The 17807-nt window shown below is 49.4% G+C and carries 17 protein-coding genes; 3 read left to right on the top strand and 14 right to left on the bottom strand.

All coding sequences use genetic code 11. The features are described from left to right. Positions 1 to 66 precede the first annotated feature (66 nt). Positions 67 to 1182 (bottom strand): phosphotransferase enzyme family protein, encoded by a 1116-nt coding sequence (locus DXA36_RS07760; RefSeq protein ID WP_118677999.1) that lies wholly within the window; start codon positions 1180 to 1182, stop codon positions 67 to 69. A gap of 487 nt (positions 1183 to 1669) precedes the next feature. On the opposite strand from DXA36_RS07760, the gene DXA36_RS07755 reads away from it, so the two are divergent. Continuing rightward, positions 1670 to 2593, top strand: a complete 924-nt coding sequence (locus DXA36_RS07755; protein ID WP_118677997.1) for a helix-turn-helix domain-containing protein — start codon at positions 1670 to 1672, stop codon at positions 2591 to 2593. A gap of 54 nt (positions 2594 to 2647) precedes the next feature. Here the strand turns inward: DXA36_RS07755 and pap are convergent, their stop codons facing one another. From pap to DXA36_RS07715, 8 genes are all read right to left on the bottom strand, one after another. After that, on the bottom strand, positions 2648 to 4123 hold the full coding sequence (gene pap, locus DXA36_RS07750; RefSeq protein WP_118678132.1) for a polyphosphate:AMP phosphotransferase: 1476 nt from the start codon (positions 4121 to 4123) through the stop codon (positions 2648 to 2650). A 208-nt stretch (positions 4124 to 4331) separates the two neighbouring features. After that, positions 4332 to 5078 (bottom strand): DUF3169 family protein, encoded by a 747-nt coding sequence (locus tag DXA36_RS07745; RefSeq protein WP_118677995.1) that lies wholly within the window; start codon positions 5076 to 5078, stop codon positions 4332 to 4334. Positions 5079 to 5194: 116 nt separating this feature from the next. Further along, positions 5195 to 5395, bottom strand: coding sequence for a helix-turn-helix transcriptional regulator (locus DXA36_RS07740; protein WP_118677993.1), 201 nt, complete (start codon positions 5393 to 5395; stop codon positions 5195 to 5197). Positions 5396 to 5608: 213 nt separating this feature from the next. Further along, complete coding sequence (locus tag DXA36_RS07735; RefSeq protein ID WP_243114589.1) at positions 5609 to 5845, bottom strand: hypothetical protein; 237 nt, start codon at positions 5843 to 5845, stop codon at positions 5609 to 5611. Between the two features lie 83 nt (positions 5846 to 5928). Then, on the bottom strand, positions 5929 to 6273 hold the full coding sequence (locus DXA36_RS07730; RefSeq protein ID WP_118677991.1) for a VOC family protein: 345 nt from the start codon (positions 6271 to 6273) through the stop codon (positions 5929 to 5931). Positions 6274 to 6334: 61 nt separating this feature from the next. After that, entirely contained in the window at positions 6335 to 6895 is a 561-nt protein-coding gene (locus DXA36_RS07725) for a GNAT family N-acetyltransferase (protein WP_118678130.1), read from the bottom strand. Positions 6896 to 6953: 58 nt separating this feature from the next. Next, a complete protein-coding gene (locus tag DXA36_RS07720) occupies positions 6954 to 8306 on the bottom strand; it encodes an MATE family efflux transporter (RefSeq protein WP_118677989.1) in 1353 nt (450 codons plus the stop codon). A gap of 52 nt (positions 8307 to 8358) precedes the next feature. Next, positions 8359 to 9135 (bottom strand): DeoR/GlpR family DNA-binding transcription regulator, encoded by a 777-nt coding sequence (locus DXA36_RS07715; RefSeq protein WP_182478978.1) that lies wholly within the window; start codon positions 9133 to 9135, stop codon positions 8359 to 8361. A gap of 482 nt (positions 9136 to 9617) precedes the next feature. Here DXA36_RS07715 and DXA36_RS07710 point away from each other — a divergent pair, with 482 nt between their 5' ends. Then, positions 9618 to 10868: a sn-glycerol-1-phosphate dehydrogenase gene (locus DXA36_RS07710; RefSeq protein ID WP_118677985.1), complete on the top strand. Its 1251-nt coding sequence runs from the start codon at positions 9618 to 9620 to the stop codon at positions 10866 to 10868. Between the two features lie 73 nt (positions 10869 to 10941). Beyond that, positions 10942 to 11394 carry a VOC family protein gene (locus DXA36_RS07705; protein ID WP_118677983.1) on the top strand — a complete coding sequence of 151 codons (453 nt, stop codon included), beginning with the start codon at positions 10942 to 10944 and terminating at the stop codon, positions 11392 to 11394. Between the two features lie 60 nt (positions 11395 to 11454). Here the strand turns inward: DXA36_RS07705 and DXA36_RS07700 are convergent, their stop codons facing one another. From DXA36_RS07700 to DXA36_RS07680, 5 genes are all read right to left on the bottom strand, one after another. Then, on the bottom strand, positions 11455 to 12762 hold the full coding sequence (locus DXA36_RS07700; protein WP_118677981.1) for an alpha-L-fucosidase: 1308 nt from the start codon (positions 12760 to 12762) through the stop codon (positions 11455 to 11457). 43 nt (positions 12763 to 12805) lie between these two features. Further along, positions 12806 to 14269: a sulfatase family protein gene (locus DXA36_RS07695; protein WP_118677979.1), complete on the bottom strand. Its 1464-nt coding sequence runs from the start codon at positions 14267 to 14269 to the stop codon at positions 12806 to 12808. Between the two features lie 102 nt (positions 14270 to 14371). Continuing rightward, positions 14372 to 15877 (bottom strand): ABC transporter substrate-binding protein, encoded by a 1506-nt coding sequence (locus DXA36_RS07690; RefSeq protein WP_182478977.1) that lies wholly within the window; start codon positions 15875 to 15877, stop codon positions 14372 to 14374. Positions 15878 to 15978: 101 nt separating this feature from the next. Next, complete coding sequence (locus tag DXA36_RS07685) at positions 15979 to 16797, bottom strand: carbohydrate ABC transporter permease (protein WP_118677975.1); 819 nt, start codon at positions 16795 to 16797, stop codon at positions 15979 to 15981. 15 nt (positions 16798 to 16812) lie between these two features. Then, positions 16813 to 17718, bottom strand: a complete 906-nt coding sequence (locus DXA36_RS07680; protein WP_182478976.1) for a carbohydrate ABC transporter permease — start codon at positions 17716 to 17718, stop codon at positions 16813 to 16815. Positions 17719 to 17807 lie beyond the last annotated feature (89 nt).

Here is a 17807-nt window from a genome sequence, read left to right as displayed (position 1 = left end):
TACCGCGCCGGAAAACCGGCACGGTATTTTTCATCTATATCATTCCCCTAAAGGCAGCCTGCTGTTTTATATATACTTCTCTGCAATACTCATCATTTTGTCCCACTTGCTTTCCATATCCGCAACCAGCTTGAATTGTGTGCGTGCCCGATCCAGATTATGTTCGGGACGATGGATTTTAAAATATACATCACCCTGGAGGTAATCCGCCAGGAAGCGCATTCCGCATTCCAGCGTCATCAACTTGGCCCCCATGGGAAGCATCCTGATTTCCTGCTCCGTCAGGCTGCCCCCGCAGCCTTCCACATAACCCTTTGTATATATCTCAAACAGCTTTAAATCACAGCTGATCAGATCCAGGTTTTTCTCGTCCTCCGCTCCTGTGCTGGCTCCGAAACGAATGGAATCGCCGTAGTCATAGAGGGCGGAACCCGGCATAACCGTATCCAGGTCAATGACGCAGAGCCCTTTACCGGTTTTATTATCTATCATAATATTATTCAGCTTGGTGTCATTATGGGTCACACGCAGCGGAATCCTGTTTTTAGCCAGGGCATCACAGATAACATGGGTATCCGGCTCCCTGTCCAGCACAAAACGGATTTCCTTTTCCACTCCTGCCGCCCTTTTGAAGGTATCCGCTTCCACCGCTTTTCTGAAATCGGCAAACCGTTTCACCGTATTGTGGAAATCAGGGATCGTCTCATGCAGGGTCGCTGCCGGATAATCCGCAAGCAGCTTCTGGAAATTGCCAAAAGAAAGAGCACTGTTATAGAAGTCCTCCGGCTTTTCCACGGTATCAAAGCTGGTGGCATCTTCAATAAAAATATACATCCTCCAGAAGTCCCCGTCCTCGTCCACCAGATAATTCTCTCCGTCCACGGTGCGGATAACATTCAGGGTTTCCCGATCCGGGTCGCCGCCGTTCCTGATGATTTTATTCCGGAGGAAAGAGGTGACATTCATGATGTTTTCCATCAGTTCCCTGGGTTTCTTAAAAATATCATCGTTCATGCGCTGCAGGATATAACGTCTGTGTTTCCCGCTTCCCAAATCACAGGTCAGACATACGGTATCATTGATATGGCCGCTTCCGTAAGGAACCGCCTCCGTCAGGATTCCTTCCGTGCGGAACCTGGGAGCAATTTTTTCTTTTACCAAATTCATGTCCAAATTATCCATTTTCCTACCTCACCTTATGTTTCTCAGCCGCAGTCCCGCCGGCTGTCCCCGTTTTGCAGTTTCATTATAACACTCTTGTACAAAAATTATTTACACAATAATTTCGGTTTTTTATCCGATCATGGCATTTCTCGTCTTTTTTTACAATTTTTCAGGTAACATCACCATTTTTCTATTATGTATTTCTATCCCAATCGGATTATTGGGCACAGCAAAAAGTCGGATTGCACAATTCCCTATTTATTTTTTGCACAATGCATCCAAATCTTTGTACTATTATAAAATTCTCAATAAAACGGAAGAAAAAAAGGTGATTTACTGCGTAAAATTTGTTACTATATATAATAGAACTCAAACTACGCAGGTGCCAGATGGCCCTCTGCGTAGTTTGAGAAACAGAAGATAAAGCCGGGATGCGGGAAATACATGCGGGAAGAATTCGGGAAGAAACCTGTTTTCCCTGCTCCGGAGCCGGAGGATGATACAAATGGAGCCGAATACCGTCAATAACTACGAATCTGTAACCTTACATCAATCCCTTCTGATCAGCAAGCTCTTTACCGTCCATTATTTTGAATACATGAATGATTTCTCATTTCCCGGGGAAGCCCATAATTTCTGGGAGTTCCTGTGTGTGGACAAGGGGGAAGTGGATGTGGTGGCAGGAAGCCGCACCCTTTCCCTGAAAAAGGACGAAATCATCTTCCATAAGCCGAATGAATTCCATACGGTGCGGTCCAACGGAAAAGTCGCGCCCAATGTGGTGGTGGTTTCCTTTGAGTGTACTTCTCCTTCCATGGATTTTTTCAAGGATCGGATCCTTACCATCGGGGAGGCGGAGCGGAGCCTGATTGCCCAGATCATAATGGAGGCCCGGCAGATGTTTTCCTGCCCTCTGGATGATCCGTATTTAAAAAAGATGGAACCGGCTGAAAATCCGCCCTTCGGCTGCAGCCAGATGATACAGCTCCATCTGGAACAGCTGCTGATACAGCTGATCCGCCGCTACACCGCATCCCGTCAGGAACGCAGGCAGCCTTCCACCCTGAAGCAGAAATCCGATGTGGATTTATATGAACGGATTATGACGTATCTGGAACAGAACCTGTATTCCCAGCTGACCATCGAACAGATCTGCAAAGACAATCTGGTGGGGCGGTCCCAGCTGCAGAAGCTGTTCCGGGAACGAAACGGCTGCGGCATCATCGATTATTTTTCCCATATGAAAATTGATGCGGCAAAGCAGCTCATCCGGAACCAGAGTCTGAACTTCACACAGATAGCCGACACCATGGGTTATACCTCAGTCCACTACTTTTCCAGGCAGTTTAAAAAGGTGACAGGAATGACGCCTTCGGAATATTCCTCTTCTATTAAGAAATTATCAGAAGAACCGCAGTTCAGGAAATAACCTGAACTGCGGTAAATGGTAACCGTCCAGACAGATCTTTGTGCCCTGCGGCTGCTATGATTCCCCCAGGATCTTTTCCAGTTCCCGGATCACAATCTTCAGCGCTTTGATTCTGGCATATTTTTTGTCCGTGGACTCCAGGATATGCCAGGGTGCATAAACCGTGCTGGTCTTTTGTATCATTTCGTTTACAGCCGCCTCATAGGAATCCCATTTTTCCCGGTTTCTCCAATCCTCATCGGTTATTTTCCACCGTTTTTCGGGTGTGTTCTGTCTCTCGTTAAAGCGTTCCAGCTGCGTATCCTTATCAATATGGACCCAGAATTTGATAACCACTGCGCCCCAGTCTACCAGCTCCTTTTCGAATTCATTGATTTCGTTATAGGCCCGCTGCCAGTCGTTGGTGCTGCAGAAGCCTTCAATGCGTTCCACCATGACTCTTCCGTACCAGGTGCGGTCGAAAATGGCAACATGGCCCGTCTTGGGCAGCCGGGTCCAGAAACGCCACAGATAGTGCCGCGCTTTTTCATGCGGTTCCGGGCTGGCGATGGGATGCACCTCAAAGCCTCTGGGATCCAGCGCTCCGGTGATCCGTTTTATATTGCCTCCTTTTCCGGCGGCATCCCAGCCTTCGTAGGCAATGATCAGAGGCACGCGTTTGCGGTAAAGCCGGTTGTGAAGCTCTCCCAGCCTTTTCTGAAGCTTTTCCAGCTCCTCCTGGTATTCCTCTTCCTCCATGGTTTTATCCAGGGGAATTTCCTCCAGCCGAGGCATTTTTTCCAGAGGGAAAGTGTTCTGCAGCAGAGGGACCGCCAGGCTCTTATTCTGCAGCGCCACCTCTATTCCCTGACACAGCATTTCCAATACCTGCAGCTGCGCCCATTTACGGGAATGGGCATCCACAATGTACCAGGGTGCGGTTGACACATTGGTATCATTCAGATACCGGTCAAATACCTTCATGCATTTGTCATAATGCTTACTCTGCCAGCGGTCAGAATCGCTCACCCTCCAGCTGGTATCCTCGTTTGACAGAAGGCCGTCCAGACGTTTTTTCTGCTCTTTTTCTTCTATATGGAAGAAAAATTTCATCACCAGATAGCCGTTATCCGTCAGCTGCCTTTCAAAACGCTTCACGCTTTCAATACGGGAAGCATACCCCTTTTGATCCAGCTTATCCCGCAGCACATCACCGGTGATTTCTTCCATCCAGCCGGAATCCAGAAACGTGAATTTCCCCGCTTCCGGCAGTCGTGCAAAATAGCGGTACAGGAAAGGCTTGCGCAGTTCCTCCTCCGTGGGGGCGGACATGGTCGCCACCTTGAAGAAACGGGGATCAATGTTACGGATAATTTTACCTATCGTACTTCCTTTTCCGGCGGCCCCCCAGCCTTCCATCAGGACCAGCACCGGAAGCCCCCTGTCCTTAATCTGCATCTGTAAGGCAAACAGGTGGTTCCTCGCATCCTCCAGCCGTCTGAGCAATTCCTCTTCCCGGGGTTTTTCCTGCTCCACATGATTTTTCAGCATACTGCCTCCTCCCTGATTCCCTGTACGGAAATCCTGCGGCTTTTGTTTATAGTTTTTGCCTGTTTTGGCGCCGCTATTCAAAGGTGGCCCTTTCTGACATGCCGGCGCTTTCTACCTTCAGTGTAGCATACGGTGGGTCTGGAAACAATTCCCATTTCTGTCCGCCAGCCATGGAATGTTACTGTTCACGGCCGGCGGACATCGCGTCCTACTCCGGCCCGTTTTTCTCCAGTCTCATGCAGTAAAAGCAGTATACGCCCGTGTGTACGCCCCACAGAACGCACACCAGGACAATGGGAAAATTGCCGGTGCCGAACATTAATTTCCCCAGGAGGGCAACCGCTTCCATAATAGGAAGCAGGGATTTCATGACCTGGAAGGTACCGTAGGCAGACTTGTAAACTATCATCCGTTCGGCTTCGTCACAGCTTTCCATCCATTTCTTATTAAAATTAGTGTCGCCCACATCCCCTTCTTTTAAGGGATGGATTTTTTTAATCTGTTTTATCAGAAGCGCTTCCATAAGAAACACCACAGAACAGAACACTAGAAACAGAACTACAGACACAAGCATATACGGATTCTTCTTATCCATGGCTAAACCGAACAGCAAAAACTGGATGACCATATTCATTTCATTGGCGGTCATAGCGGCATTCTGATAATCGTTTGCCTGATCCTCGCCTTCGTAGGTTCCCAGCCTGATCTGTGCTCCCGCTTTCCGGTAATACACAAGGGCCACCGCACCTAAAACCACAAAAAAGCCTGCCTGGTACCCTAATGCATACTGTAAATAGCCGTTATAAAAGAAACGCATGGCGTCTGCCGTATCCCCCTTGACGGCAAAAACAAGAAATGCTGCCGCGTAGCCGATAACTCCCCCTATAACCAGCCACAATGCCATTTTAGCAAGAATTCGTCCCATACTTTTAGGTTTGTTTTTATTGTCCTTCATCGTTCTCTCCCATCCGCCGGTCACAGCCGGCCATCCGCTGCTATTGCATTATTGCTTTTTTCAGTCCTGAATCCCGGGCAGAACCGTAAATGCACGGACCTGCCGAACGGTTATCTTTACTCTTCATATCGGAAAATGTCCTCCACCGTAGTCTGACAGATAGCAGCCAGCTTCAGGGCCAGACTCACGGAAGGCGAGTAATCCCCTCTCTCAATCAGGCTGATCGTCTGCCTGGATACACCGGCCATTTTCCCAAGCTCCTCCTGGTTTACTCCCAGTCTTGCCCGATGCTCCTTCAGTTGGTTATATAATGGCATTACGGCCTCCTTTCCCACGGCTGTTCCCGTGAAATTCCCTGTAACACAAAAAAGGATGACAACTTTCCTTGTCATCCTTATCATAGCATTGACAAATAAAGTTGTCAATGACAACTTTATTTGTCAACTTTTATCGTTTAAGACCATGAAAATATCCGGTTTGGTCTTTACAGGTTCTCCCCCTGATTCGTCTCTGCCATAAGCTGCCCGGTATCAGGCCAGTCCTGATTGGTCCATGAATTCCCGGACCGTCCTGGCTTTGGCCGCCAACTTAAGCCACTTTTTCAGAAGCACTAAGTCGGTTTCCGATAGGATCCGTTCATGAAGCCCGGCAGGAATTTCTCCCACATCCTCCAGCAGATCAAGTACATTTTCCGCTTTTCCCACACTGTATTCATCAGCGCGGATTTTTTTCATTTCTTCTTCTTCGTTATACTCAAAAATTGACATGGCAACAACCTCCGCCCTCTGTGCAGACAAAAAGTCTGCAAGGATATTTTCCTGGATGCATTCCGTCACCCAATACAGACGACTCAACGCTGTGTTAAGTGTCCGCATTGCTTCCCACCGCCATATTGTTTGGCAGCTATCCTTGAACCAAGGCGGATAGCCTCCACTACAGCGAACAGTAAATCAACCACTTGAAAATTGAAGTACATTTGTTTTTGCTGTCTGCCCGACTCTTCCGGCCAAACCGGCGGTATATATGGAATATCGGGTTCCACAAACAGAATTGGCATGTCATTATCCGTTTTAACCCCAAGATAATCAAATAAAATGGTTCTTTCCAACCCCAAAAGGTCAGCATAAAACTCACGTGCCCGACTGGCGTCGGTGCAATCAATCATAAGGTTTCCAATAGTTAAATCCGGTATCATTTGTATCCCTCCCCTTCAACGACCGTGTTATTTATTCCAAAGGATACTTTGCATAAAAAATTTACCTGTCCCGATATTGGTATTCCAATGGTTCTTTCCGGGAAGCAATCCAATCTGCTTTGCTCATCTCATAATTTATAATGGAATTCATGATCCCCAGCTGATCACGCCAGGCATTTTTTTCTAATCCAATACGCCGGAAGCCAAGCTTATTTTCGTATACATGCTGCGCTCGTTTATTATTAAGATTCGTGTCTAAGATCATTTTTTTATAGTCATGATGAAGGAACAGCGCATCTATAAATACGGAAAGCAATATCGTACCATAACCCTTTTCCTGCTGGGAAAAATCGCAGATTTTAATACCAAGTTCTGCGGCACCATCCTTATTGCGGTAATTCATTTCTCCAATAGGCCTACCGTCAAGTTCTATGATATGCCTCCTATGGGTTTCATCTGTATCATCAGCAAGACTTTTACGTATTTCTTCCGGCGTACATCCCAAACCATTTGGCAGGCCTGCGTGAGCCATAATCTTTCCGTCATTCCACCATGCACAGAGCTGAATGGCATCAGCCGCTACTGCATTGCGAATGATTAAGTTATCATATTTAATGAACATATACATACCCCTATCCTTCTGCCGTTCTATACAAATATAAATGGTACAAGCCATTCCCTTATTCCCTCGTTAATTTCCGTATCCAATTCCCATAATGGGATTCCAGAAATGCAGGAACACATTTGAATATCTGATCCGCATTCAGACAGCATACCACCACCGCAGGAGATGCCTTCACCACGAATGCCATAAGAAAAGACAGCGGAATAACAATTCCCCAGATACTTATCAAGTCCATTTTCACAACAAACATGGCATTTCCGCCACCGCGGATGATTCCGTTATTTGTAGGCATCTGATAGGACATCCCCACGATCACAACGCTGAGTATCATCAGGAAGGTATTCGCCATATCCTTGGTCGCCGGTGCCAAATCATAGAAACGCAGCAGAGGGACGCGGATAACAAACAGGATAAGGCCGGAAACCGCACCTATTACCAGAAACATCCGCTGCATCAGCCTGGCATACTGTTTAACAAGGGGAATATCACCTGTCCCGATTGTCTTACCGATGATTACGGATGCCGTTGACGCCGCACCCACCGCCATGGATTTTACCATCAGGAAAATAGTGGACGCCACACTGTTCGCCGCGATTGCCGCCGCAGTCATATGGCCCAGGATAACGGTCTGAAGCGCCGTATTGACTCCCCACAGTCCCTGCACCACCAGCATTGGGGCGGTGACTTTAAGATAATCTCTGCATAAGTCCTTATCCAGGTGAAAATAATCCCCCGGCCCAAGCCGCAGATTGGTCTCCTTTTTGCGGATATAGAAAAGCAGCACCGCAAGCTCTATTATCCGGGCTGCCAGCGTTCCTGTGGCCGCTCCTGCCGCCCCCATTTCCGGCGCGCCGAAGTGCCCGTATATCAGGACATAATTGATTCCACAGTTTATGAAAAATGTGATAACAGACAGCCCGAAGGCGATTTTCACCAGCTCCACGCTGCGCATGGTGGCGAGAAGGATCTGGGTTATGGCAAAGAAAAAATAAGTAAAACGGATAATGACGAGGTAACGGACGCCTTCCTTAATAATCGCCTGCTCCGTTGTAAAAATCCCCATGGTCTGGTACGGAAAAATGCTGACCAAGGTAAACAGGATAACCGCGACCCCAAGCCCTGCCCACATAGCCCCTGCCGCGATTTTTTTCATCGGCTCCGTTCGACGCTGTCCCCAGTACTGGCTGCAGAAAATGACAAGCCCTTCTCCCAGCGCCGTCAGGAGCTGTTGATAAATAAACTGGATCTGGTTCACTGCCGCCACTCCGGAAAGGGCGGTTTCACTATAAGCGCCCAGCATCATATTGTCCGCCAGATTCACACTTAAGGTCACCACATTCTGCAGTACAAGCACAATATAAATGGAAAAAAAGTTCCGGTAAAACGAGGTGTCTGTTTTTTGTCTCATGTAATTCGATTCCTTCCTGCCGTTCCGATTGCCTGAAGCAGATCTGCAATACTTATACCTGGGGAGCCATTATTGTTTTGACGCCCTTGTCACCGAAGCCCGCTACCAGCTCGTCCGGCGCATGCCAGTCCGTAATGAGAACATCCACGTCCTCCGGCCTGGCGATCAGAACCATGGAATCATCCCCGAATTTGGTATAGTCCAGCAGCATGATCTTTTCTTTGGAAATAGTAAGGATTTTCCGTTTCAGCTCCGCTTCTCCCAGCGTTGGCGTGGAAAAGCCTCTTTCCACCGTAAAATGATTGGCACTGATAAATCCTTTGTCGAAAAAGAGGTTCCCCAGCACCTGCTCCGCCAGATATCCCACGCAGGAATAAATATTGGTGCGAAGCTCGCCTCCTATAATAATGCTGTGGATATCTGCAGCTTTGGCAAGCTCCATCGCCACAAAAATATTGTTGGTACAGGGCATGATATTCCGTTTCGGCCCTTCCACAATCATGCGGGCGAGTTCGAAGGTCGTCGTTCCGCTGTCCAGGAAAACCGCCTCCCCATCCTGGATGCAGTCGTAGGCCGCGGCAGCAATCGCTTTCTTTTCTTCCCGATGGCGTACTTCATTTTCCTGATGGGAAAACTCCCGCAGAGAACCGTACCGGCTTACCGCACCACCCCAGGTACGCTTTAAAACCCCTTCCTGTTCCATATTCGCAAGCAGCTTACGCACGGAAACCTCCGAAAGTGAAAAAGCTTCACTCAATTCCGAAACCGATATGGAAGATTTTATTTTCAGTTGATCCAAGATGTATTTCCGCCGTTCGTCCTGATTCATAATGCACCTCACTGCCGGATGGCCCGGCATATTCTTTTTTTACTCCAATTATATACTTCCTCGCGCACACTCTGCAACCATCTCTTGCTTTTTTCCTCAATAACCGGTAACCGTTCGTTACTGTTCACTCAGTACTGTGCATTTACTGCACAGTACGTGAAAAAGTGATTCAAGAGTGCATAAATCTCATCGCCGCAGGCGATTTTAAATGGATTTATGCAGGTTGCTGGTCACGGAGTGAACAGTAACTACCGTTCAGCAGAACACAAAGGGCCGGCTGAACGGTTATCGGTTATTGTGACTGTACAGCCGTAAGGAGGATAACCCGGAAAAATCAGTCAGAACGATCGCTTTGCTTTCAAATTAGTTACGAATATATTTCACTTTCTATAGACATCAAAAGATGAATATATTATAATGCAACTAGAAACGGTGCCGCTGACGGCACCGATACATATACTTATTTAGTAGGAGGAATCCATATGATAATCGACAGTGCAAAGCTGAACGGCCCCTGTTCCTGCGGCAGAAGCCATGAAATGATCACGAAAGAGGCCGTCATCGAAGCCGGCTGCCTGGAAAAGCTGGATTTTTATACGGACAAATACGGAATTACCGGAAAGCGTGCCGTTATTTATGACGAAAACACCTATCATGCCACAAACAGGGTGCATCCCGCCGCCGAACAGGAAATCATCCTGGATCCGGCCAACCTGCATGCCAATGAAATCGCCGTGGGAAAGGTGATGGAGCAGCTGTCGGAGGATATTGATTATCTGGTTGCCATAGGCAGCGGCACCATTCATGATACGACCCGGTACTGCGCCAATGACAGAGGAATCCCTTTTATTTCCTGCCCTACTGCCGCCAGTGTGGACGGCTTCTGTTCTACCGTGTCCGCCATGACCTGGAAGGGATATAAAAAAACCATGCCCGGTGTGGCGCCTGTTTTTGTGCTGGCGGATATTAACATTATCAAAGAGGCTCCCCTGTATCTGGCCCTCAGCGGCGCAGGGGATATCTTCGGAAAATACACCGCTCTTGCCGACTGGAACATCGGCCATGCCCTGACCGGGGAATATGTATGCCCGGTTATCGAATCCATGACCCGGGATGCGGTGGACGCCGTCCGTTCCTGCTGTACGGGATTGAAGGTACAGGATGAAACCGCCTTTGAACAGCTGACTTACGGGCTTATCCTATCCGGTCTTGCCATGCAGCTGATGGGAAATTCCCGTCCGGCTTCCGGCTCCGAGCATCACATCTCCCATTTGATTGAAATGCAGCCTGTCGCCTTCCCGTTCCGCTCCGATGCGTTGCACGGGGAAAAAGTAGGGGTGGGTACCATCCTCATCTCCCAGGCCTGCCACAGGCTTGCGGACATCGAAGATATCTCCCCCTATGTCCGTTCCTATTCCATGCTTCCCGGGGATGAACTGGAAGCCATGTATGGCCCCGCCCTGTATCCCAGCATCCTGGAGGAAAACAAAAAGGATTGCATGGATGGGGTTACACCGGAAATGCTTATAAATGCCTGGCCGGAAATCCGCAGAATTATCAACACAATTCCCCGCCCGGAAGAGCTTACCGCTTTATATGAAGAAATCGGGGCGAAGAAATCCATGGAGGATATTGAGGTCCCTTCCGCTTATCTGCCGCAGCTTCTGCGCTTTTCCCCCAGCGCGCGGAACCGGCTGACTATGATGCGTGTCTGCTGGATGCTGACCGTTTAAGAAAACCTTGTCCGATTTTTACTATGACAACATCGAAGTTTATCATACAATTTCCTCAAAGGAGGAATAACATATGAAATATCAGGGTTGTCTTTTAGCAGTGAAGGATATATCAGTATCCAGGAATTTTTATGAAAAGGTGCTTCATCAAAACATCATTATGGATGTGGGCGAACATATAACCTTTGAGGGGTTTTCCCTGCAGGAGGGATATGCCGGGCTTATCGGCGTTGCAGCTGATAGTGTGGCAGAGCAGTCCCACAACTTCCAGGTCTATTTTGAAACAGAGGATTTAGACGGCATCTATGAGGAATTGAAACGCACGGACGGCCTGCAGTGGGTACATGAAATAAAGGAATATCCGTGGGGCCAGCGTGACATCCGGTTATATGACCCGGACAGGCATATTGTGGAAATTGCAGAGGATATGAATACGGTTATCCGCCGCTTTTCCAGTCAGGGTATGCCGCCTGAGGAAATAGCCGCACGTACCATGCTTCCCCTGGAAATTGTAAAGCAGGCATAACAAACCGGGCACACCGCTGTTTTCAGCGATATGCCCGGTTTTGTTATGCCTTTCCGCAGTCTATTCCTCCATCTCCACTTCCAGCACATAATCAATATCATCCGGCAGCACGGGGTCCGGCCCCAAATCAGCAAACACAATATCCGGATAATCACTGTGCACCCAGCTGGTGGATACCGGGATTTCATAACCGGTGGACAGGGCGCGGATTTTTTTCACCTTGTCTTTTTCCAGCCCTATGAGGGGTACCGGGCCGATGGTATTTTCATACATATGGAAATAATAGCGGTTCCCGTTCCTGGTAATGCGTCCGAAATCCGGCTTCGGCAAATCACAGGCCCCGCAGCCGTAGATGCTGTCATGGTTGTATCGCATCCATTTACCGATGGTTTCCAGTATCTCCATGGACTGGGGCGGGATATTGCCATAGGCGTCCGGCCCCACATTCAGCAGCATATTTCCCCCCTTGGAAACACATTCCACCAGCTTCTTAATGAGCATGGGGGCAGGCTTGAAAAACCGGTCGGTACCGTGATAGCCCCAGTTCCCGTTCATCGTGACGCAGGCTTCCCAGGCAAGCGGTTTCCCCTCCTTATCCGTCAGCCCTTTCGGGGGAATGATCTGCTCAGGGCTTACAAAATCCCCATGATAGGGGGTGGGGGCACATTCCGCCAGGGAACCGAAGCCCTCTCCGCTCACCTCCAGCCGGTTATCAATAATGACCGTAGGCTGCAGGCTGCGTACCATATTGATAAGCTCCGTGGCCCTCCATTTTTCACCCCTCATATCGTCATAGGAAAAATCAAACCACAGCACATCCAGCTTTCCGTAATTGGTGCAGATCTCCCGGACCTGGTTGTGCATATAATCCAGATAACGGTTAAAATCCCTGTTTTCGTCGCTGTAGGCTTCGTTTCCCCTCATGGGATGGTTCCGGTCGGCGTAATGAGGGTAATCCTCATGGTACCAGTCCAGCAGGGAGAAATAAAGCCCCACCTTCAGGCCCTCTGCCCTGACGGCTTCCACATATTCCGCCACCAGGTCCCTGCCGCATTTGGTATTGGTGGACTTGAAATCCGTATACTGGCTGTCAAACAGGCAGAAGCCGTCATGATGCTTCGCGGTAAGCACCACATATTTCATGCCGGCATTTTTGGCCGCCCTGGCCCATTTTTTGGGATCGTAGTCCCTGGGATCGAATTCATAAAAATACTTCATGTACTCTTCTTTGGGAATCTGCTCCGTACTGCGCAGCCATTCCCCCCTTGCCGGAATGGCATACAGCCCCCAGTGGATAAACATCCCAAACCGCGCCTGCCTGTACCATTCCATTCTTTTGTCATAGTCTTCCCTGTTAAACTGATACATGTACCCTCTCCTTTTCGGTTACCCTTTTTTCCTTGTCTTTCCTTTACAGCTCCTCCACCCAGCGTATGGTTTCCCATACCGGTTCTCCGTCGTTGCGCTGTGCAGGTCCCGGCGTGCTCCTTCCCCGGAAAATATGAGCCTTCAGAAGCCCACGCAGTTCTTTCTCCACCTCCGGGTAATCCCCGATAACATTCCATCGCTCTCCGATATCGGCGGATAAATCATACAGCTGGAACCTGGGTGCACCCGCAGGTTCTTCTCCGGGCCTTGGATCCGACCAGCCACCGGATCCGGGACACATTTCCAGCTTGAACCGCCCTTTCCGGATCGAAAGGGAGCCGTCAATGCTCTGATGGATCAAATCTTCCCTTACCTCACCTCCGTCCGGATTCAGCCACAGAGGCAGATTGCTCACGCTGTCCTCCCCCATGCCGGGATCCAGCGATAGCTGCAGGTAATCCGCCATGGTTGCCATGATATCACAAAGACAGACCACCGCCCCGCAGCGTTTTCCCTTCGGCACTTTTCCCGGCCACTGGACGATCAGCGGAATCCGGTGCCCGCCTTCATAAATATCAGCCTTGGTCCCGCGGAAAACATAGCTGGGATTATGCCCCTTTTCCAGAAGCCGGGGATAATCTGCCATAGGTGAACAGCCGTTATCTGAAGTATAGATCACAATTGTATTTTCATAAAGCCCTAATTCTTTCAGCTTCCGGTTGATTCTTCCCGCCACATCATCACAGTGAAGAACAAAATCCCCATATTCATTGGTACCGGATTTCCCCCGGAACTGCTCCGCCGGAAGAATCGGGGTATGAGGCGCCGGCATAGGAAAATATAGAAAAAACGGTTCAGCCTGGTATTCCTCTATTTTTTCCAGCACCTTGTCCGTCAGCTCATCCAGCACCCGCTCCTGTACAAAACCCGGAGCCGTTGGCCCTTCCCGGAAAAACCCTTTTCCCGTGCCCTTAGTCACATGATCCGGCAGCGCCGTGAAATGATCGTTCTCGATATAAATATAAGGAGGCATATCCAGAGAGGCACTGATTCCATAGAAATAGTCAAACCCGTTGGAAACCGGGGAGCGTTCTATTTTACCGGCATAATCCACATGATCGCAAGTCTCGAAGTCCGGTTTTTCCACAAACCCCTGCTCTTTGGCAAAATGCATCCCCAAATGCCACTTTCCAATCATCGCCGTCCGGTAGCCGTTTTCCTTCAGCATATCCGCCAGCGTTTTTCTCCCCGTTTCGATTAAAGCCTCCGAATAGCCTCCCATCACGCTGGATTTCAGCCGGGAACGCCAGTTATAGCGTCCGGTCAGGATTCCGTAACGGGACGGCGTACAGACGGCGGCCGTGGCATGGGCGTCCGTAAAGCAGATCCCGTTTTCCGCCATTTCATCCAGGTTCGGCGTCTGAAACCCGCAGTTTTCATTCAGCGCGGAGATATCACCGTACCCCATATCATCCGCCAGTATATATATCAGATTCGGCTTCGCCATAATAATCCCTCCCAAAAGGGGCCGGCCATCGGGCCAGCCCCACTTATTCCTCTGTCCAGACAGGAAATCCTGTTATTGTGTAACGGCTCGATCCCTTCCCATTTACTGCGCATCCAGCCCGTAATTGTTATCGGCACTCCACTCTTTTTCCGCCTTGATGGTTTCAAATACCGTACGGAAGGAGTCCTGCACATATTGGGCAAACGCATCGGTATCATAGGTCCCTTCCAGATACATCTGTCCGCCGCGGCAGAAGAAATCACGAAGTTCGCTGTTCACTCCCGTGTAATAGGCGAAACGGAGCGGTTCCTCTGTAATAATAAAGCCGGAAAGCCTGTCGGGCAGCTCCGTACTCGTGGAAAGCGGGATACGGTTAATCCCTTCCGCAAACCTCCTCTGCACATCCGGGGATGACATAAACTGCGCGAAATCAATGGCAGCCGCCAGCTTCACGGGATCGGACTCACACGCTTTGTTTACGGCAAATATGATATCGGGCTGACCGCCCAGAATCACGGATTTCCCCATGGCATTTTCATTGGTTTGTGTTGTGATTACCGGGATTGCCATAACGCCGTATTCAAAGCTGTCTCCCACATTTGCGGAAATGGCGGTCAGGTTGGTGGACATGGCCTGTACCATGGCAACCTCGCCCCGGATAAACATATCGATTGCTGTTTTCTGATCCAGCCCGTTATAGTCGGAGGTCCAGTACTGCGAAAAATCCTTCATCAGGTCAAAGGAATCCTTGATGGAATCGGAGGTGAAATCCAGCGTCCCTTCATCAAAGGCCTTTACCATTTCATTGAGTTCGATAAAGCCGTTTCCGGATATATCCGTCTCAGCCACCAGGTCGTTGTTCAGCTGGCTGCACACGGAGTTGTTGAACCACAGCCAGGATAGATCGTCCTTAGAGGCATTGGGGAAGGCAAAGGGTGTTGTCCCCGCACTCTTCAGCTTCCCGCACACATCCATGAATTCCGCCCACGTTTCCGGCACCTGGACACCAGCGGCGTCAAACAATGACTTATTGTAGAAAATCCGCACAACGCTTGTGGAGGAAGGATATCCCGGCACATCGTTATCCGTCAGATACATCCTTTCCAGAATGGAGTCCGGCAGCGTTTCCTTCCACGGCTTGCCCGTATCATAGGGGCTTTCCTTTTCATACAGATCCTTGAAATTATACAGATATCCCGCTTCATAATCCGCCGTGATATCATAGATAATCCCTGTATAGACATCAGGTCCCTGGTTTGCGGTAAACTGAGTGGTCAGCCAGACCCGGTAATCGGTAGGCTGCTTTTCAAATTTCACGGCAGCCCCTGTCTTGGTTTCCCATTCCTTAATAATTTCTTCGGACAGCGTATTGGCTGTTTCGTCCGTGGATAGGTCCTGGGCAAATACAAGCGTCACCCCGGAAAAATCCATATCCCCGGCTGCTGTTGTTTCTTCCCCTCCCGTTTCCGCCGCTGCCGAAACCGGTGTCTCCCCGCCGGTACCTGCGCCGGTTTCCGCCGGTGCCTCCGTGTTCCGGGAACTTCCGCAGCCCGCAAGCAGCGTTACGGATATTGCGATTGCAGCGATTGCTTTCCATCTCTTTTTCATTTCCATTCCTCCTTGATTTTAACCTTGATTTTTACCCTTCCTTTTCCTGCTTCCGCATAACGGTTCCGCCTTGTCTGAACCGTTATTTTTTCCCTCCTGTATCAGCCCTTTACCGCGCCCTGCGTGATGCCTGCCACAAAGTATTTGCTGGCAAAGCAGAACAGGATAACGAGAGGAAGAGAAGCGATGATATATCCGGCAAACAGCACGCCGTTACCATCCGATACCGATACAATCAGTTTGGTCAGCGCCACCGCTATCTGCTGCGTGGCCTCGCCGGAACTGGCAACCAGCGGCCAGATGTAATTGTTCCATGCATTCAGCCCTGTCATGATAGTAACGGTGGAAAGGATAGGCTTTGACAGGGGAAGCACTACCTTGAGCAAAATATCCATATCCCCTGCGCCTTCGATTTCCGCGGCTTCAAACAGACTCTTGGAAATGGACTCCATGGAGCTTCGTGTGAGAAAAGTCCCCATTGCCACCTGATAGGCAGCGGGCGGCAGAATCAGTCCCCAATAGGAATTAAACAGCCCCAGATTGGTAATCTGTACAAACTGCGGTATCAGCATGACAAAACCCGGTATCATAAGAAGCGCGATAATCCCGTAATAAAAAAACTCTTTTCCCCAAAAATACTCATACCGGACGAAAGCGTAGCTTGCCAGCATGGAAACCACTACAGTTATCAGAATGACCGCAAAGGTCACCAGCAGGGAATTCAGCATGGGCCGGACCACCTGGGGCAGAGCCTTCGCATAATTCAGGAACTGCCAGTTCACCGCCAGTTGAAATGGCGTCTTAATGATTTCGGTCTGCCCTTTAAAGGAATTGATAACCAGCAGGTAAAAAGGGGCCAGAGTGAGCAGCAAAAGAATGCCCAACAGAATACGGCTGAAAATACTGATTGTTTTTCTCATGGCGCTGTCCCTCCCCTAATCCATACGTTCCGTATTTTTCATAACCCTCTGGTTAATCACCGTCAGTATCATAATAATGGCAAACATAATTACCCCGATTGCGGATGCGTACCCCATTTTCCGGTAGGTAAAGCCCTGTTCGTAGAGTACCACCGAAGGTGTGATGGTGGCTGTCCCCGGCCCGCCCTTGGTCAGTATATAAACCGTATCAAATACCTGTACCGCATTAATTATAGCAAGCGTTACCGTAAGCTTCATCTGGCTGGCCAGCATGGGTAAATCAATTTTGATAAACCGCTGGAATATGTTGGCGCCGTCTATTTCCGCCGCTTCAAACATGTCTTTGGAAATATTCTGAAGCGCCCCGAAATAGAGAAGGAACTGCAGTCCCCCCAGGGAAGCGCTGCCAAGCCAGGGAAACCCTATGGCTATGATAGAACCCAGCGCCGTCGTGCTGTCACCCAGCCACGGCTTTGCCAGATTCTCCAGGCCGATGGAGGAAAGGATATTATTCAGTACCCCCGTATCCCCCGCCAGGATCCATTTCCACAGCAGGATGATTACCACACTGGGAACCACCATAGGGAACGTGAAAGCAGTTCTCACCACATATTGTTTTCCGGCGGACTTCACCGCATACAGCAGTTCCGCTGCCAGCAGAGGGAACGAAAGGACAATGAGAATGTCCGCTCCGGCAATCCAGAGGCTGTTTACCAGGGATTTGGTGAAGGTGATGTCCCTGAATGCCGCTATGTAATTGTCCAGCCCCACAAAAAGATTGACGTTGGCACCATTCCAGTTAAAAAAGGATTTTATAATCGCCATACCAAAAGGAATATACTTGAAGGTGACCATCAGCAGATAAATAGGCAGAAGGAACAGATACGGCTTCACCATCCCGGACAGAGATTTCTTTTTCAACGGCTCCTTCCTATTCCCCCGGGGGCCGCCGGCCGGTTCCTTTTGTATATGAGGATAGCTCGCAGAACGTGGCATCCGTTGTTTCATAT

Source organism: Eisenbergiella sp. OF01-20 (assembly GCF_003478085.1).
Classification (GTDB): Bacteria; Bacillota; Clostridia; order Lachnospirales; family Lachnospiraceae; genus Eisenbergiella.
The sequence above is the reverse complement of the archived record's forward strand: the minus strand, read 5'-3'. Positions and strand labels throughout refer to the sequence as shown.

Bases quoted from the DNA above. Each gene is read 5' to 3' on its own strand.
- DXA36_RS07715 (WP_182478978.1), bottom strand. From the start codon at position 9,135: ATGAATCAGGACGAACGGCGGAAATACATCTTGGATCAACTGAAAATA.
- DXA36_RS07695 (WP_118677979.1), bottom strand. From the start codon at position 14,269: ATGGCGAAGCCGAATCTGATATATATACTGGCGGATGATATGGGGTAC.
- DXA36_RS07755 (WP_118677997.1), top strand. From the start codon at position 1,670: ATGGAGCCGAATACCGTCAATAACTACGAATCTGTAACCTTACATCAA.
- DXA36_RS07745 (WP_118677995.1), bottom strand. From the start codon at position 5,078: ATGAAGGACAATAAAAACAAACCTAAAAGTATGGGACGAATTCTTGCT.
- DXA36_RS07725 (WP_118678130.1), bottom strand. From the start codon at position 6,895: ATGTTCATTAAATATGATAACTTAATCATTCGCAATGCAGTAGCGGCT.
- DXA36_RS07685 (WP_118677975.1), bottom strand. From the start codon at position 16,797: ATGAGAAAAACAATCAGTATTTTCAGCCGTATTCTGTTGGGCATTCTT.
- pap (WP_118678132.1), bottom strand. From the start codon at position 4,123: ATGCTGAAAAATCATGTGGAGCAGGAAAAACCCCGGGAAGAGGAATTG.
- DXA36_RS07720 (WP_118677989.1), bottom strand. From the start codon at position 8,306: ATGAGACAAAAAACAGACACCTCGTTTTACCGGAACTTTTTTTCCATT.
- DXA36_RS07690 (WP_182478977.1), bottom strand. From the start codon at position 15,877: ATGAAAAAGAGATGGAAAGCAATCGCTGCAATCGCAATATCCGTAACG.
- DXA36_RS07740 (WP_118677993.1), bottom strand. From the start codon at position 5,395: ATGCCATTATATAACCAACTGAAGGAGCATCGGGCAAGACTGGGAGTA.
- DXA36_RS07735 (WP_243114589.1), bottom strand. From the start codon at position 5,845: ATGTCAATTTTTGAGTATAACGAAGAAGAAGAAATGAAAAAAATCCGC.
- DXA36_RS07760 (WP_118677999.1), bottom strand. From the start codon at position 1,182: ATGGATAATTTGGACATGAATTTGGTAAAAGAAAAAATTGCTCCCAGG.
- DXA36_RS07700 (WP_118677981.1), bottom strand. From the start codon at position 12,762: ATGTATCAGTTTAACAGGGAAGACTATGACAAAAGAATGGAATGGTAC.
- DXA36_RS07705 (WP_118677983.1), top strand. From the start codon at position 10,942: ATGAAATATCAGGGTTGTCTTTTAGCAGTGAAGGATATATCAGTATCC.
- DXA36_RS07730 (WP_118677991.1), bottom strand. From the start codon at position 6,273: ATGATACCGGATTTAACTATTGGAAACCTTATGATTGATTGCACCGAC.
- DXA36_RS07710 (WP_118677985.1), top strand. From the start codon at position 9,618: ATGATAATCGACAGTGCAAAGCTGAACGGCCCCTGTTCCTGCGGCAGA.